This window comes from Dietzia sp. KRD202, from assembly GCF_017168155.1.
In the GTDB taxonomy this organism is placed as follows: Bacteria; Actinomycetota; Actinomycetes; order Mycobacteriales; family Mycobacteriaceae; genus Dietzia; species Dietzia kunjamensis.
Genome location: NZ_JABFAN010000013.1, coordinates 30,564 through 45,621, shown reverse-complemented (window position 1 = coordinate 45,621; position 15,058 = coordinate 30,564). Strand labels below are relative to the sequence as shown.

16 protein-coding genes are annotated in these 15,058 nt (G+C 70.7%); 10 read left to right on the top strand and 6 right to left on the bottom strand.

What is annotated here, in order from left to right:
* Positions 1-8 precede the first annotated feature (8 nt).
* On the bottom strand, positions 9-218 hold the full coding sequence (locus tag J1M64_RS09570; protein WP_067713023.1) for a DUF2945 domain-containing protein: 210 nt from the start codon (positions 216-218) through the stop codon (positions 9-11).
* Between the two features lie 96 nt (positions 219-314).
* Positions 315-1,193 (bottom strand): alpha/beta fold hydrolase, encoded by an 879-nt coding sequence (locus J1M64_RS09565; protein WP_206474028.1) that lies wholly within the window; start codon positions 1,191-1,193, stop codon positions 315-317.
* A gap of 266 nt (positions 1,194-1,459) precedes the next feature.
* Here J1M64_RS09565 and J1M64_RS09560 point away from each other — a divergent pair, with 266 nt between their 5' ends.
* Together J1M64_RS09560 and J1M64_RS09555 are read left to right on the top strand one after the other, a co-directional pair.
* Positions 1,460-1,801 (top strand): transglycosylase family protein, encoded by a 342-nt coding sequence (locus tag J1M64_RS09560; protein WP_206474027.1) that lies wholly within the window; start codon positions 1,460-1,462, stop codon positions 1,799-1,801.
* Positions 1,802-1,951: 150 nt separating this feature from the next.
* The gene (locus J1M64_RS09555; RefSeq protein ID WP_206474026.1) at positions 1,952-3,307 is read left to right on the top strand and encodes an MFS transporter; all 1,356 of its coding nucleotides are present in this window, start codon (positions 1,952-1,954) and stop codon (positions 3,305-3,307) included.
* Positions 3,308-3,310: 3 nt separating this feature from the next.
* Here J1M64_RS09555 and J1M64_RS09550 read toward each other — a convergent pair whose 3' ends face one another.
* Entirely contained in the window at positions 3,311-3,898 is a 588-nt protein-coding gene (locus tag J1M64_RS09550) for a dihydrofolate reductase family protein (protein ID WP_206474025.1), read from the bottom strand.
* A 116-nt stretch (positions 3,899-4,014) separates the two neighbouring features.
* On the opposite strand from J1M64_RS09550, the gene J1M64_RS09545 reads away from it, so the two are divergent.
* From J1M64_RS09545 to J1M64_RS09535, 3 genes are all read left to right on the top strand, one after another.
* Positions 4,015-4,509 (top strand): glutathione peroxidase, encoded by a 495-nt coding sequence (locus J1M64_RS09545; RefSeq protein WP_067713012.1) that lies wholly within the window; start codon positions 4,015-4,017, stop codon positions 4,507-4,509.
* Positions 4,510-4,590: 81 nt separating this feature from the next.
* On the top strand, positions 4,591-5,877 hold the full coding sequence (locus J1M64_RS09540; RefSeq protein WP_067713009.1) for an alpha/beta hydrolase family protein: 1,287 nt from the start codon (positions 4,591-4,593) through the stop codon (positions 5,875-5,877).
* A gap of 93 nt (positions 5,878-5,970) precedes the next feature.
* Positions 5,971-7,143: an alpha/beta hydrolase family protein gene (locus tag J1M64_RS09535; RefSeq protein ID WP_206474024.1), complete on the top strand. Its 1,173-nt coding sequence runs from the start codon at positions 5,971-5,973 to the stop codon at positions 7,141-7,143.
* Between the two features lie 120 nt (positions 7,144-7,263).
* Here the strand turns inward: J1M64_RS09535 and J1M64_RS09530 are convergent, their stop codons facing one another.
* Positions 7,264-8,493, bottom strand: coding sequence for a pyridoxal phosphate-dependent aminotransferase (locus J1M64_RS09530; protein WP_206474023.1), 1,230 nt, complete (start codon positions 8,491-8,493; stop codon positions 7,264-7,266).
* A gap of 95 nt (positions 8,494-8,588) precedes the next feature.
* On the opposite strand from J1M64_RS09530, the gene J1M64_RS09525 reads away from it, so the two are divergent.
* From J1M64_RS09525 to J1M64_RS09515, 3 genes are all read left to right on the top strand, one after another.
* Entirely contained in the window at positions 8,589-10,145 is a 1,557-nt protein-coding gene (locus tag J1M64_RS09525) for a PLP-dependent aminotransferase family protein (protein ID WP_206474022.1), read from the top strand.
* Between the two features lie 37 nt (positions 10,146-10,182).
* Positions 10,183-11,010, top strand: coding sequence for a mycofactocin-coupled SDR family oxidoreductase (locus tag J1M64_RS09520; protein ID WP_206474021.1), 828 nt, complete (start codon positions 10,183-10,185; stop codon positions 11,008-11,010).
* Between the two features lie 117 nt (positions 11,011-11,127).
* Complete coding sequence (locus J1M64_RS09515; protein WP_206474020.1) at positions 11,128-12,591, top strand: FAD-dependent oxidoreductase; 1,464 nt, start codon at positions 11,128-11,130, stop codon at positions 12,589-12,591.
* 104 nt (positions 12,592-12,695) lie between these two features.
* On the opposite strand, the gene J1M64_RS09510 is transcribed toward J1M64_RS09515, so the two are convergent.
* Positions 12,696-13,004, bottom strand: a complete 309-nt coding sequence (locus J1M64_RS09510; protein WP_206474019.1) for a fasciclin domain-containing protein — start codon at positions 13,002-13,004, stop codon at positions 12,696-12,698.
* A 2-nt stretch (positions 13,005-13,006) separates the two neighbouring features.
* Here J1M64_RS09510 and J1M64_RS09505 point away from each other — a divergent pair, with 2 nt between their 5' ends.
* Positions 13,007-13,414 (top strand): cupin domain-containing protein, encoded by a 408-nt coding sequence (locus J1M64_RS09505; protein ID WP_206474018.1) that lies wholly within the window; start codon positions 13,007-13,009, stop codon positions 13,412-13,414.
* A gap of 128 nt (positions 13,415-13,542) precedes the next feature.
* Entirely contained in the window at positions 13,543-14,799 is a 1,257-nt protein-coding gene (locus tag J1M64_RS09500) for a glutaminase (RefSeq protein ID WP_206474017.1), read from the top strand.
* On the opposite strand, the gene J1M64_RS09495 is transcribed toward J1M64_RS09500, so the two are convergent.
* On the bottom strand, positions 14,777-15,040 hold the full coding sequence (locus tag J1M64_RS09495; protein ID WP_206474016.1) for a hypothetical protein: 264 nt from the start codon (positions 15,038-15,040) through the stop codon (positions 14,777-14,779). The two genes, J1M64_RS09500 and J1M64_RS09495, sit on opposite strands and share 23 nt — an antisense overlap.
* Positions 15,041-15,058 lie beyond the last annotated feature (18 nt).

Sequence of the window (15,058 nt, the reverse complement as noted above, 5' to 3'; positions counted from 1 at the left end):
CAGTCGCGTCAGTCGATCTTCCGTAGCGCCGAGCCCTTGTGCATGGCCAGGTGGCCGGTCTTGTCGCTCTCGATCTCGTACTGCGGTTCGTCCGTGCTGCAGCGCCTCATGCGCCCCTTGAACTCGACGTCCTCGGTGTGGATCTCGCGGATCACGCCGCGCACCATCCCGGCCTCGGAGTTCCACTCGACGTGGTCGCCCTTCGTGTAGTCACTCATGCGGCCAGTATGTGCGCCGGGCGGCGGGAGTGCACGGCCATCTCTCCCGCCAGCTCGAGCGGGCGAGCTCACACGGGCGAACTCACACGGGCGAGCTCACGCCGGCGCGGTCAGCGCGCGCAGCATCTCGTCCCAGTGGGCCAGCGGCAGCAGGTGCCCCTGGCCCTCGTAGACCGTCAGGTGGGCTGAGCCCAGATGCGCGGCGAGCCATCGCCCGTGGTCGGGTGGGGCGATCTCGTCGTCGTCGCCGTACCAGAGCAGCACCGGCGCGGCGATGTCCTCGACCCGGAAACCCCAGGGCCCCACGAACGCCACGTTGTCCCACGCGATCGCGTCGGCGCCCCGGCGCAGCGCCTCGCGGAAGTTGACGAACAGGGCGCGTCGGGCGTCGGGGTCTGCGACCACGGCCGGGTCGCTGGCCGCGAACATCCAGTCGACCCAGGGCGCCGCCTCGTCGTCGCGGACCGAGAGCATCGCGTCGAGGAAGTCGGAGTTGCCGGTGCGGAACACCTCCGCCGCCCGGGCCGGGTCGTCGGGCAGGTGCGACAGCGCGTCGAGGTCGTTCGGCGTGAGTGATTCCCGCGCGCCCGGCCTGCCCTCGTACGGCGCGAGACCACCGGAGACCCCGACCCGCAGCACCCGCCCGGGCAGCGCCGCGGCGGTGGCCAGCGCGAACGCCCCACCCCCCGACCACGCCGACACCGCGAACCTCCCGAGGCCCAGGGCGTCGGCGATCGCCTCTACATCACGTGTGACGCCGGCCAGGCTGATCGGCCCTGCGTCCGACCGGCCGTACCCGGGTCGGTCGAATCCGATCACGCGGACGCCGGCCCGTTCGGCGAGCCCGGCCCCGAAGTCCGCCTCGAGTCGTGATCCCGGCGTGCCGTGGAAGTGGATGAGCGGCGCCCCCGCGGGATCTCCGCACTCGCGCACGGCCACCGTGCGGCCGTCGATGTCCACCCGGTGTTCGGTCATGTCGACGAGCCTAGGGGTGCCTAAACATCCGGCGGGTCGACGACGACGAGGTGAGCCTTCTCACGCGACCGGTCCCGCCTGGCGTCGATCCCGCCGAACCGGTGCGGTGACCAGCAATGATCCGTCCCCGCCGTGCCCCCGTGTGCTGCTCGGCCCCGGCCCCGGACCCGCGGAGGGGGTTGCGGGGGCCCGCCGCCCGGTTCGTAGTGTCGGCCGCCACGACAGGAGATCGACGCACGACACGAGATCCACAGGAGGTCACGGAGATGCAGAAGAAGCTCGTACGAACTCTGACCGGCGCGATCATGGCCGGCGGTATCGCCGCCGGGGGCGCGTCGCTGGCCGCTCCGGCGGCGAACGCGGCCCCGCCGAGCGCGTGGGACCAGGTCGCGCAGTGCGAGTCCGGTGGCGACTGGCACATCAACACCGGCAACGGCTACTACGGCGGTCTGCAGTTCGCGGCCCAGACGTGGAGCGGGTACGGCGGCGGCGAGTACGCCGCTACGGCCGATCAGGCCACGCGCGAGCAGCAGATCGAGATCGGCGAGCGCGTGCTCGCGGGCCAGGGCCCGGGTGCGTGGCCGAACTGCGGCGGCCCGCTCGCCTGATCTGCGCGCGTCCGCTTGCCTGATCCGGGCGGACACGCACAGAGAGCACGCGACCGGCGCCGGGGTGATCCCCCGGCGCCGGTCGCCGTCTGTGCGAGGCCGCGAAGGGGCCCGGATGCCCCGGCGGGCGGGCCGCTATTCTCTTGAATGGTGACCACCGCCGAACGCTTCTATTCTCGCCTCGTCACCCGCGATGCCGACGCCGAGCGCGACCTCCCCGACGTCGTCCGCCGCGAGCTTCCGCGCAACGGGCTGAGGCTCGTGGCCGCCAACACGCTGCAGTCCTCGGGTGACCAGACGGTCAACGCATCGACCGTGCTGCCGTGGCTGTTCCACGTGCTCGGGGTGCCGGCGGCACTGGTCGGTCTGCTGGTGCCGATCCGGGAGTCCGGGTCGATGCTGCCGCAGGCCTTCCTCACGCCGCTGGTGGTGCGGGTGCGCCGCCGCAAGTGGGTGTTCGTCACGGGCGCGCTGGTGCAGGCGGCATCGGTGGCGGTGATGGCCGCGATCGCCGCCCTCGGGCACGGGACGGCGGCGGGCATCGGGATCCTCGCCGCGCTCGTGGTGTTCTCGCTGGGCCGCTGCCTGTGCTCGATCGCGTCGAAGGACGTGCAGGGCCGCACCATCCCGTCGGGGGAGCGCGGTCAGATCATCGGTCTGGCGACCTCGGCGGCGGGGCTGGTCGCGATCACGCTCGGCCTGGCCATCCGGCTCCTGGGCGGCGGCGACCTCGACAGCACCGAGCTGGCGATCCTGCTGGTCGCGGGCGCGGTGCTGTGGGCGCTCTCGGCGTCGACGTACTCCCGCGTGGTCGAGCCGGCCGGGGAGCGTCGGCCGCGCGGTGACGCAAAGGGCAGTGATACGGAGGACGGTGACGCGTCGTCCTCGTGGTTCGCGGACGCGGCCCGCCTGTTCCGCGACGACGCCACGTTCCGCAAGTTCGTGACCGTTCGTGGCCTGCTGCTGGTGTCGTCCCTGAGCCCGCCGTTCATCGTGTCGATGTCGGTCGCCTCGGGCACGGGCGCCCTGGCAGGGTTGGGCGGGTTCATCCTCGCCTCGGGTGTGGCGTCGCTGATCGGGGGACGCGTCTTCGGGCGGCTGGCCGACCGGTCGAGCCGACTGCTCATGGCGGGTGCGGCCACGGCCGCGTCGGCGGTGGCGGTCGCGTTGGTGCTCGCGGTCTCGGTCCCGGGCTTCGACGGTGGGTCCGCCCTCGGGGTCACGGTCTTCGTCGGCGCCTACTTCTTGCTCACGCTGCTGCACTCCGGTGTCCGCGTCGGCCGCAAGACCTATGTGGTGGACGTGGCCGAGGGTGACCTCCGGACGACCTACGTGGCAGTGGGCAACACGGCCATGGGGATCATCCTGCTGGTGGTGGGCGGGATCAGCTCGGCGCTCGCGGTGCTGGGCGTGCAGTGGGCGCTGGTCTTCCTCGCCGTGCTCGGGGTGGTCGGCGCGGTGTCGGCGGTGACGATGCCCGAGGTCTCCCGCGGTGCGGCCCGCTAGATCTCAGACGCCCGGGTCGAATCCGCAGACGTCGTAGATCAGCTTCTGCACACCGTTGGGGTACGCCTGGCTCTCGACCAACTCCAGCTTCTGCCGGGGCTTGTCGGTGTCGCTCCACATGCGCTTGCCGGCGCCGAGGACGAACGGGAACACCAACAGGTGATAGCGGTCGATGAGCCCGGCGTCGGAGAGGTTCCGGGCCAGCGTCGCCGACCCGTGCACGAGGATCGGCGCCGGTTCGGCCTCCTTCACCGCGGCCACCTCGTCGAGCGTGCGGAGGATCGTCGTCGTCCCCCATCCCTCGACGAGGTCACCCTCGACCAACGTTGTGGACACCACGTACTTGGGCATGGCGTTGTAGCGGGGGAACTCGTCGTCCATCTGGGGCCACACGGCGGAGAACGCCTGGTAGCTGACGCGGCCGAGCATCATCGCGCCGGCCTCGTCCTGTTCGCGGGCCTTGATCGAGTAGACGTCCTCGTCGAAGTCGACGGCGAACGTCCAGCCGGTGTTGCGGTAGCCGGGCTCGCCGCCCGGGGCCTCGACGACGCCGTCGAGCGAGACGAAGGCGGTGTAGATGACGTGACTCACGGGCGGACTCCTCACGCGCGGGTCTGCCAGAGTACGCCCGCACGCGGCGCCTGAATACGGTCACAATGGCGTCGAGGGCCGGCCGACCGGGGTCGGGACGACGACGAGGAGTGCCCATGCGCCACGACCAGACCACTCTCGCGGATTTCCGGGCGAGCCTGCTCGACGGGAGCGGGAAGGACTTGTCCGACTACGCCGGGCAGGTCGTCCTGGTGGTCAACACCGCGAGCAAGTGTGGGTTCACGCCGCAGTACAAGGGGTTGCAGAAGCTGTACGAGGAGTTCCGCGACGAGGGCTTCGTGGTGCTCGGGTTCCCGTGTGACCAGTTCGCGCACCAGGAGCCGGGCTCCGACGAGGAGATCGGCGCGTTCTGCGAGCGCAACTTCGGCGTGGAGTTCCCGCTGTTCTCCAAGGTCGAGGTCAACGGCTCGGATGCTCACCCGCTCTATGAGTGGCTCAAGTCCGAGAAGTCCGGGGTGCTCGGCGGCCGGATCAAGTGGAATTTCACCAAGTTCCTCGTGGGCCGCGACGGCCACGTGATCGACAGGTTCGGACCCAACCGGAAGCCCGAGGACCTGCGCGAGGCGGTCGAGGCGGCACTGCGGGGGTAGCGACTCGCACGGCGCGAGTAACGATTTCAGCTGAGAACGGATTAAGCTCCGTAAGTCACTACTCACAACATATGGAGCTTCATGTCCTTCGGACTCCGCCGCGCCGCGGCCGCGACCGCCGGCGCACTCGCCGTCGCCCTGACCCTCGGGTCGGCCACTCCCGCTTTCGCCCAGACCGCCAGCATCGACCCCTCGACGCTCATCGACCCGTCGGCGCTCGGCCAGGAGGACTTCGAGGCGATCATCGACGCCGTCGGCTCCGTGCCGATCGGCTCGGCCGCAGGGATTCTCGGGTCGGTCGGCTCGGCCGACGTCCCACTCGGGGAAGGGTCCTCGGAAACCGTCGGCACGCCCACTCCGGTCGACGAGTCGATCACCAAGACGGAGTTTCGTGGAATCGAGCGCTACCGCGCCGATAAGGCCGGGAACGATCAGGCGTACGAGTACTGGACCATCGCCTCGAAGGCAATGCAGCGTGAGATCACCGTCGAGGTCGTCCCCTCGCGCGGCACGGGCGAGGCGCCCGTCCTCTACATGCTCGACGGCGTGGGTGCGCCGATCAGCAGCACCGGCTGGGCTCACCAGGCGTACATCGCTGATCGGATGGAGGACGAGAACGTTCACGTGGTGAACCCGGCGGGTGCCTACGCCTCGTACTACACCGACTGGGAGGAGATCGACCCGGTCTTGGGCAACAACAAGTGGGAGACGTTCCTCACCGAGGAACTGCCGGCGATCGTCGATGAGCGGCTCAACACGAATGACAAGGCAGCCGTCGGCGGCATCTCCATGGGCGCTCAGGCGGCCATGCATCTTGCGGCTACACACCCTGATGTCTACGACGCCGTGATGTCTTTCAGTGGCTTCTACTCGACCATGGACGCCCTCGGGTACCAGACCGTGCGGCTTTCCGTTGAGACTCGCGGTGGAGACGTCGAGAACATGTGGGGCCCGCACCGCAGCGCGCGGTGGGCGGAGAACGACACCATCTCGCACCCGGAGGGCCTGCGTGGCAAGGCTGTGTACTTCTCGGCCGGCAACGCCGAGATCGGTCCCGATGACGTCAAGCAGTACGGTGCCAACTACCAGGACCTGATAATCGGGTTGGTGCTGGAGATGGGCGTGTACGAGAACTCGAAGGCCTTCGAGAAGGCACTCGATCGTGCCGGGATCGAGCACAAGGTGGACTTCGCCGACACCGGCCTGCACAACTGGCCGAACTTCCTCAAGAACTTCGAGTCCGGATGGGACTACATCAAGCCCGCCTTGTACGGCGGAGACGTCGAGCCCGGAACGGGCACCCCGGGTGCATCCGGCTCAGCCGGTTCCTCCGGCTCGGCCGGGTCCCTGGGCTCGTCCGGAGCCTGATTCATCATCTGAGAAGCGGTCCTGCGCCCTCCCTCACCGGGGCGCAGGGCCGCTTCTGCATCGTCTGATCAGATTCGCAATGAAGGGCACCCGATGAACATCCGCCACCGCACCACCGCCACCGCTCTCGCGGCCATCCTGTCCCTGGGATTCGCCGCGCCCGCCTCCGCCCAGATCGGCGGCGATATCGACACCTCGTCCCTGGGACTCGAGGAGGTCGAGCTGATCGGGTCGGCGGCCGGTTCCCTTCGGCTGGGCTCGACACTCGGGTCGCTCGGGTCGGCCGGTTCCACCAACATCCCGCTCGGTGGCACCGGGTCCTACGTGGAACTCCCCAACCCGCCGCGACCGCGCGACGACTCGATCGACTCGGTCGAACTCCGCGCCATCACCCAGCACGGAGGTTACGAGCACTGGCTCGTCACCTCCGCCGCTATGCAGCGCGAGATCGTGCTCGAGGTGCTCCCGTCCCGCGTGACGGACAAGGGGTCGGCGCCCGTGCTGTATCTCCTCGACGGGGTCGACTCGGTCGAAGGAAACTCGGGCTGGAAGCGGGCCGGGAACATGCCCGCGCGCATGGCCGAGGAGAACGTCCACCTGGTGACACCTACGGGAGGCCCCTCCTCGTACTGGTCCGATTGGCAGAGCGAGGACGAGGTCTTCGGCTACAACAAGTGGGAGACGTTCCTCACCGAGGAGCTGCCCGGCCTCGTCGAGGCGGAACTCGCGACCCGGGGTACGAAGCACAACGGCAAGAACGGTATCGCCGGCGCGTCGATGGGTGCGCAGGCGGCAATGCATCTAGCGGCCACGTACCCGGGGCTGTACGACGGCGTCATGGCGCTCTCCGGCTACTACTCGACCACCGACGAGCTGGGCTACCAGTCGGTCCGTGGCTCGGTGGATGGGCGCGGCGGCGATTCCGCCAACATGTGGGGCCCGCGCGGAAGCGATCTGTGGAAGTACCACGACACGATCTCCCACCCGGAGGGTCTCGAGGGCACCGCGGTGTACTTCGCGACCGGGGGCACGGCGGTGTCCGAAGGGGATCTCCGGAACTACGGCGACGACTACTTCGCCATGCTGCAGGGCCTGGTGCTGGAGAAGGGGGTCATCGAGGGGGCCAGGAGCTTCTCCCGCGAACTCGACCGCCGCGGCATCGCGCATCGCGTGGACTACGGCGACGAGGGTCTCCACGGGTGGCAGACGTTCGTCGACTACATCACGCCCGGTTGGAACCACATCAAGCCTGCGCTGCAGAACTGAGCGACGGCGGGAATCCCCCGCGCACGCCCGTCGAGAAGACAGTTCCGCACACCCGCCTCTCGCGCGACGTGTGCGGAACTGTCTTTTCGATGGAGTCGACGGGGTCGATGCGGCGGCTGGTCAGGCCGCGGCCAGCCGAAGGCGGTCGAGGTGCCGGGCGATCGCGTCGAGCGCCCGGTCGAGCACCGGTGCCTCGGGAAGGCACACGATGCGGAAATGGTCGGGTTCGGGCCAGTTGAAGCCGGTCCCGTGGGTGACCAGGACGTGCTCGGAGCGCAGGAGGTCCAGGGCGAACTGCTCGTCGCTGGAGATGCCGAACATCTCGCGGTCGAGGCGCGGGAAGCAGTACAGCGCGCCCCGCGGCGCCACGCAGCTCACGCCGGGGATGGCGTTGAGGCGCTCGGTGGTCCGGGCCAGCTGCCGCTCGAGTCGACCGTCCGGGTCCACCACGTCGTGGCCCCACGGTGAGTCCTCGGCCAGGGCGACGGGGATCGCGTGCTGTGCGGGGACGCCGGGGCAGACCCGCATGTTGGACAACAGGGTCAGTCCCTCCAGTAGGTCGGTGGCGTGGGAGATCGGGCCGGTCGCGACCACCCAGCCGGCCCGGTAGCCGCACACCCTGTACGCCTTGGACAGCCCGCCGAAGGTCAGGCACAGTACGTCGTCGCCGGCCGCCCGCGCGGCGTGGTGGTGGCGGGCGTCGCCGAAGAGGACCTTCTCGTAGATCTCGTCGGACAGCAGGACGAGCCCGTGGCGGCGCGCGATGTCGGCCATCCCCCGGACGGTGTCCTCGCTGTACACCGCGCCTGTGGGGTTGTTGGGGTTGATCATCACCAGGGCGGTGGTCCGCGGGGTGACCCGGGATTCGATGTCCTCGAGCGACGGGTTCCACCCGTCGGACTCGTCGGCGAGGTAGTGGACGGGCACGCCCCCGGTGAGGTTCACGGCGCCCGTCCAGGTCGGGTAGTCCGGGGCGGGGACCAGGATCTCGTCGCCGGGGTCGACCATGGCCTGCAGGACCAGCGTGATGAGTTCGCTCACGCCGTTGCCGAGGAAGACGTTCTCGGGCGAGACGCCACCGATCCCGTGTCGGCGGTAGTAGTCCGCCACGGCCTCGCGGGCGGTGGGGATGCCGCGGGAGTCGGAGTAGGCCTGCCCGGCGGCGAGTCCCGCCGCCACCGCGTCGACGAGCTCCGGCCGGGCGGTCAGCCCGAAGGGGTGCATGTTGCCCAGGTTGAGCCGCAGGATGTCGTGTCCCTCGGCCTCGAGGCGCATCGCCTCGGTGAGGATCGGGCCACGCACGTCGTAGCGCACGTCGCGGAGTCGTCGGGACTGGCGGTAGGTCGTCATGGACCCCATCCCACCCCGAAAGTGGCGCCCCCGGAAGGACCATTTCGCGCAGAATTGTGAGACCACTGTGCGGCGCCGTGACCTACGATTCCCCCATGGCCCGCACCGCTCGCTCCGGATCCCTGGTGGTGGGGCAGGTGTCGGGGGCTGCGGAGTTGGCGGACGCGATCATCGATCTGGTCGCCGACGGATCCGTGGCCGACGGCGACAGGCTGCCCTCCACGCGCGCGCTCGCCGAGCAGACCGGACTCTCCCGCGGGACCGTGGTCCGCGCCTTCGACGAACTGTCGGCGGCCGGCTTCATCGTCTCCACCCAGGGGTCGGGGACCCGGGTCGCCGCCGGAGCCGGTCAGGCGGCACGGGCCGGGGCGCGGACGCGCGGAGTCAGCCGAACCTCGTCGTCGTCGCCACTCATACGGCAGGGCACCCGCACCTCGTCACCGGAGGTTCCGGCGGCGACCACTGCCCCGCCCGCGCCCCCGGCGCCGGCCACACCCACACTGCGCCGCGGCCGGTCGCCGCGCGATCTCCGTCCCGGGATCCCCGATGCCTCCCTCGTCGACGAGCGGGCCTGGCGGTCGGCGGTGCGCGCCGCCGCGGCGCAGGGCCTGGCGGGTCTGAACCCGTGGGAGGAGCCGAGCCCGGCGTTGCGCGTCGCGTTGGCCGATCACCTCCGCCGGCATCGGGGGATCGCCGCGGGCGACCCGGTGCTGTTCGACAGTTCGCGGTCGGCGATCGCGGCCCTCTGCGCGGCGTTCGTCGCCGGGCAGCAGGGGCGGGCCGGGGGCGGGACCGTGCGGTTTCACACGGAGGACCCCGGGTACCGCGGTGCGGTGCTCATGGCCCGGGAGCAGGGCCTGGAGGTGCGGTTCCATCCCGCGCGGCCGGGCGGCCTCGACGCTGCGCGGCTGGGGGCGGAGCCGGCGATCGTCTTCACCACGCCGGCGCACCAGTTCCCGCTGGGGCACCGCATGAGTGTGGACCGCCGGGTCGCGCTCGTGGAGTGGGCGCGGCGGACGGGGTCGCTGGTGATCGAGGACGACTACGACGGTGAGTTCCGCTACGGCGTCGCCCCGCTGCCTGCGCTGGTCAGCCTGCCCGCGGCGGCCGGTCACGTCGCCTATGTGGGCACGTCGTCCAAGTCCGTGGCCCCGGACCTGCGCGTGGCGTGGTGCCTGCCGCCGGAGCGTCTCCGCCGCGAGGTCGAACGCTGGCTCGCCGTCCACCGGCGCGGCCCGTCGTCTCTGCCCGCCGAGGCGCTGGCCGCGTTCATCGCCTCGGGCGCGATGGACCGGCACCTGGCGCGGGCGGCGCGCGTGTACAGCGACCGTCGTTCCCGGCTGGTGGCGGCGCTGCGCCGGGAATGCCCGGACCTCGAGGTCACGGGCGTGGAAGCGGGGCTGCACCTGTGTGTGGTGCTGCCCGGATATGACGACGACGAGGTGGTGCGCGCGCTCGAGCGGGCCGGGTGGCGCACGCGATCGCTCGGCGGGCAGGCCGCGCATCACGCGGTGTCCGGCCTCGTGCTGAGCTACGCGCGGCTCTCCTCGCGCGACGCGGCCGACTTCGCGGTGGAGCTCCGACGGGTGCTGGAGCGGCTCGGATCGGGAGGAACGCCGACCACTCGGACCCCGACGGTGCTTGAATCCTGACGGTAGTCAACTCATCGCATCGGAAAGCGGTTCACACATGGGTCAGGAACAGTCACTGGCGGGCAGGGTCGCCTTCATCACCGGCGCGGCGAGGGGGCAGGGGCGCAGTCACGCCGTGGAGCTCGCCCGGCGGGGGGCGCGGATCCTCGCGCTCGACATCTGCGAGGACGTCGACACCGTCCCCTACGGGCTGGCAACCGCCGACGACCTGCAGCAGACGGTCGCCGAGGTCGAGGCGGTCGGCGGGGAGATCGTCGCGGTGACGGGCGACGTGCGCGAGCCGGCGGACGTCGCGGCGGCGGTCGACGCCTGCCGGGAGCGCTTCGGCGTCCCGGACATCGTGGTGGCCAACGCGGGGATCAACTCCCAGCGCGGCGAGGAGCCGGACGCCCAGCAGGCGTTTCTGGACACCATCATGGTGAACCTCGTGGGGGTGTGGAACACGGTCCACGCCATCGCCCCGCTGATGATCGAGCGCGGCGAGGGCGGGTCGATCGTCCTCATCTCGTCGACCAACGGCTTGTCCGGGCGGGGAGGCGACGGGTCAGGCGCGGCCACGGGGTACACCGCCAGCAAGCACGGGGTGGTGGGGCTCATGCGCAGCTTCATGATCTGGCTCGCGCCGCACAACATCCGCATCAACACGATCCACCCGGCCGGCGTCCTGACGGCGATGGTGGCGCACGACGAGATGGCCAGGTGGTTCGCGAACAACCCCGAGGGCCACACGATGGGCAACGCCCTGCCCGTGCCGATGCTCGAGCCCATCGACATCTCGCGGGCCGTGCTCTACCTGGTGGAGGAGTCGGGTCGTCACATCACCGGCGTCGCCCTGCCGGTGGACGCCGGGTTCACGGCGAAGTAGCCCGGCCGGCCGCCGGTGGGGAGACCGGCGGCCGGAGGAGCGGATGCGAGGCGACGTGACCGGTCTTACAGTGAGCGCCAGCGACATCCCCGGCGAGCACCCTCCAGGAGACGCACGATGGGCACTTCATTCTGGCGACGCACGACGATCAATCCCCCGGCGGCCGAGTTCCCGGGCGGCGAGCACGTCGACCTGGTGATCGCGGGGGCCGGGTTCACCGGGCTGATCACGGCATTGATGGCCGCCGCGCGCGGCAAGTCGGTCGTGGTCCTGGAGGCGCACACGGTGGGCGCGGGGGCCAGCGGCGCGACCACGGCCAAGGTCTCGGTCCTGCAGGGCACCCGGCTGTCGAGCATCCGCTCCAAGCACGGGTTGGAGACGGCGCGCGCGTACGCCGACGCCAACCGGTACGGACTCGACTGGTGGGCCGAGTTCTGCGAGACCCACGGCGTCGACTCCCAGCGTCGGCGTGCGGTGACGTTCTCCAAGGGGCGGATGGGCACGTCGACCCTGCGCAAGGAGATGAAGACCCTCGTCGACCTGGGTCTGCCCGCCCGCTGGTACGACCGCGTGGACGTCCCGTTCCCGGCCCGGGCCGCCGTGGAACTGCCGGATCAGATGCAGATCGACCCGGTGGAGGCGCTCGCGGCGCTGGCCCGCGCGGCCACGGCCCTCGGCGTGCGGATCGTGGAGCACGCCCGTGTCACCGGACTCACAGCGCAGGGGACCGGGGAGGACGCGTTCGTCAAGGTCACCGCGCATCCGGGCACGATGACCGCCCGCGACGTCGTGCTGGCGACCGCGTCCCCGGCCCTGGACCGCGGCCCGACCGTGGCGACGATGGAACCCGAGCGGTCCTACCTCTGCGCGTTCGAGTACCCCGGTGGCCTGCCGGAGGGGATGTACGGCTCGGTCGAGAGCCCGGTCCGCTCGCTGCGGACGGTGCCCTCACCCGGCGGTGAGGTGCTGTTCGTCGGCGGCAACGGGCACCGCACCGGCACCGCCACGGGCACCGCGTCCAAGATCGACTCGCTGCGGGAGTACGCGGAGAAGTACTTCCCCGGCGCGACGATGACCCACGGCTGGTCCGCGCAGGATTTCCACCCGGTGACGATGCTGCCCAAGTCCGGGCCCCTGCCGTGGGGCAGGGGGCGCGTGCACTTCGCGGGCGGCTACAGCAAGTGGGGCCTCACGGGCGCGCCGGCGGCGGCCGGGATCATGGTGGACCGGCTCGAGGGCGTGGACCCGCGGGTGTCGTTCGGCAAGCCCAGCATCACGGGCATCGCGAAGAACGCCGTGCCCCTGTTCGCGGACGTGCCCGTCCAGCTCGCGGCGACCGCGGCGCAGGCGATCGTGCGCAAGCCACGGCCGAGTATCCGACCGATGGGGGAGGCGACGGGCGACGACGGCGAGACCTGCCGCGTCGGCCTGCTGTGCCCCCACATGGGAGCCGCGCTGACGTGGAACGACGTGGAGCGGTCGTGGGACTGCCCCTGGCACGGGTCCCGCTTCTCGGCGTGTGGCGAGCTCATCGAGGGCCCGGCCACCAGTGACCTCAAGAGGTACGACACGCCCCGCTGACCCGACCGGCTGGCGCGCGCAGCTGACACGACCGGCTGACATGAGCCGCGCCCCGGCCGGTCGGGGAAGGGCCGAGTCGGGGCGCAGCGAGTGTCACCGGCGGGTCAGGCGGGCGGCATCAGGACTCCGTCGAGGACGTGGATGACGCCGTTGGTGGCGTCCACGTCGGTCTGGACGACGTTGATGCGGGTGCCGTTCCCATCGACGAGGGCGACGTTCTCGCCCTGCGCAGGGGGTACGTGAACCCTCGTGGCCTGATCGTTGTGGCCCCGTGACGGGATGGGGACAGGTCCCCCGGGCCGCGCCTCGGGAGGATGCCCTTGCTTGCGAGCGTCCCGGGAGTCGTCGAAACTCGAGACGGAACGCTGGCCGCCGGCCACCGCGTACACCCGTCTACGAAGAAGCAGGAGCATCGATGAGCCCCACCGATCAGGGTCCGAACCCGTTCGTCGTCGACATCGAGGACGCCACCCTCGCCAACGACAACTACCGCACCACGCTGTGGACGGGATCGCACATGCAGCTCACCGTCATGAGCATCAAGCCCGGGGACGACATCGGTCTCGAGGTCCACGACGACCACGACCAGTTCCTGCGCGTCGAGGCAGGGAAGGGCCGGGTCGAGATGGGCCCCGCGAAGGATCAGCTCGACTTCGTGCGCGAGGTCTCCGACGACTGGGTCATCCTCGTGCCCGCCGGGAGCTGGCACAACGTCACCAACACCGGCGAGGAGAACCTCAAGGTGTACTCACTGTACGGTCCGCCGGAGCACGAGCACGGGACCGTCCACCCGACCAAGGCGGACGACCATCACGACCACTGACCGCGACCACTGACGACCATTTACCACGAGCGCTGACGACGATCATGGCCGCGACCGGTTCGCGGTGCCGGAGGGCCCGGGGCGGTGCACACGCCGCCCCGGGCCCTCCGGCATGACACGCTGGTGGCGTGAAGACGCCGGTACCTGACTATCTGCTCGAGATCCGCGACGCCTGCTCGAACGGTGACGCCGGCCGGCTCGCCGACTACATCCCCGAACTCGCGGCCGTGGACCCCGACCGGTTCGCGGTGGCCGCCTGCACGATGGACGGCATCGTCTACACCGCCGGGGACGCGGACGCCGAGTTCACCATCCAGTCGATGAGCAAGCCGTTCGTCTACGCGCTCGCGCTGCGGGACCGGGGAATCGAGGCGGTCCTGGAGAAGGTCGAGGTGGAGCCGTCCGGGGACGCGTTCAACCAGATCTCCCTGGACCGAGAGACGGGCCGGCCGCGCAATCCGATGATCAACATCGGGGCCATCACCACGCACACGCTGGTGAGCGAGCCCGACGCGACCCAGGACGACCGTGACGAGGCGGTGAGGCAGGGGTTGTCCGCCTTCGCGGGCCGCGAGCTCGGAGTGGACGACGCCGTGCTCGACTCCGAGCTGCGAACGGCGTTCCGCAACCGGGCCATGGCCAACCTTGTGCGCGCAGGCGGGATCATCGCGAACGACCCAGATGAGGTGGTGCGCGGCTACACCCGGCAGTGCGCCTATCGGGTGACCGTGCGCGACCTCGCGGTGATGGCGGTGACGCTGGCGACGGGCGGCATCAACCCGGTCACCAAGGAGCGGGTGGTCTCGGCGCCGGTCGCCCGGCAGGTGCTCGCCGTGATGGCCACCTGCGGGATGTACGACGCCGCCGGGGACTGGATGTCCACCGTGGGGATCCCCGCCAAGAGCGGGGTGTCGGGCGGGATCTTCGGTGCCCTGCCCGGGCAGGTCGGGCTCGGGGTGTTCTCACCGCGACTCGACGAGCACGGCCACAGCGTGGAGGGTGTGCGCACCTTCGAGCGGCTGTCCCACGATCTCGAGTTGCACCTGATGAACACCACCGTCACGGACGTGGAGGCCGTCCGTTCGGTGCGGTTCGACGAGATCTCCGGGCGCCGCACCTTCCGGCTGCAGGGCCCCATGACGTTCGCCAGCGCCGAGCAGGTCCTGCGGCGTCTCGCCGAGATCCCCGAGGGGCCGAGCGAGGTGACCCTGGACCTCAGCCGCGTGTCTTCGGTCAACACGAGCGCGCGCCGGATGCTGCTCGAGGCGATGACGCGGTTGTCGGCGGACGGCCACGTCGTCGGTCTGGCCGACCCGGGCCGGCGCCTCCCCCAACCAGACCTGGGCGACGGGACCCGGCCGGTCAACCGGCGGGCGGCCCGCTAGCTAGCCCGGGCGCGCCAGCCCGGCGCACCCAGCGGCACCGGGCACTCAGCCCACCCGGAAGTGCGAGTGGGTTCGGTTCCCTCATGAGCTCGGCCAGTCGCGCCCGGTCGAAGGGGAACAGGTCGATCGTGCCGCCGTCGTGGAAGTACCAGGAGTGGCAGCCGGTGTTCCAGACCGTCGGCCCCATCGCCCCGGCGACGTCGTCGTTGAACTCGGCGGTCGCCTCCTCGGTCACCTCCACCGACCGGATCGCGCCCTC

What these genes read in the sequence shown, in the direction of transcription:
- J1M64_RS09570 (WP_067713023.1), bottom strand. Translation starts at nt 218, where the DNA reads ATGAGTGACTACACGAAGGGCGACCACGTCGAGTGGAACTCCGAGGCC.
- J1M64_RS09565 (WP_206474028.1), bottom strand. Translation starts at nt 1,193, where the DNA reads ATGACCGAACACCGGGTGGACATCGACGGCCGCACGGTGGCCGTGCGC.
- J1M64_RS09560 (WP_206474027.1), top strand. Translation starts at nt 1,460, where the DNA reads ATGCAGAAGAAGCTCGTACGAACTCTGACCGGCGCGATCATGGCCGGC.
- J1M64_RS09545 (WP_067713012.1), top strand. Translation starts at nt 4,015, where the DNA reads ATGCGCCACGACCAGACCACTCTCGCGGATTTCCGGGCGAGCCTGCTC.
- J1M64_RS09540 (WP_067713009.1), top strand. Translation starts at nt 4,591, where the DNA reads ATGTCCTTCGGACTCCGCCGCGCCGCGGCCGCGACCGCCGGCGCACTC.
- J1M64_RS09535 (WP_206474024.1), top strand. Translation starts at nt 5,971, where the DNA reads ATGAACATCCGCCACCGCACCACCGCCACCGCTCTCGCGGCCATCCTG.
- J1M64_RS09530 (WP_206474023.1), bottom strand. Translation starts at nt 8,493, where the DNA reads ATGACGACCTACCGCCAGTCCCGACGACTCCGCGACGTGCGCTACGAC.
- J1M64_RS09525 (WP_206474022.1), top strand. Translation starts at nt 8,589, where the DNA reads ATGGCCCGCACCGCTCGCTCCGGATCCCTGGTGGTGGGGCAGGTGTCG.
- J1M64_RS09520 (WP_206474021.1), top strand. Translation starts at nt 10,183, where the DNA reads ATGGGTCAGGAACAGTCACTGGCGGGCAGGGTCGCCTTCATCACCGGC.
- J1M64_RS09515 (WP_206474020.1), top strand. Translation starts at nt 11,128, where the DNA reads ATGGGCACTTCATTCTGGCGACGCACGACGATCAATCCCCCGGCGGCC.
- J1M64_RS09510 (WP_206474019.1), bottom strand. Translation starts at nt 13,004, where the DNA reads ATGCTCCTGCTTCTTCGTAGACGGGTGTACGCGGTGGCCGGCGGCCAG.
- J1M64_RS09505 (WP_206474018.1), top strand. Translation starts at nt 13,007, where the DNA reads ATGAGCCCCACCGATCAGGGTCCGAACCCGTTCGTCGTCGACATCGAG.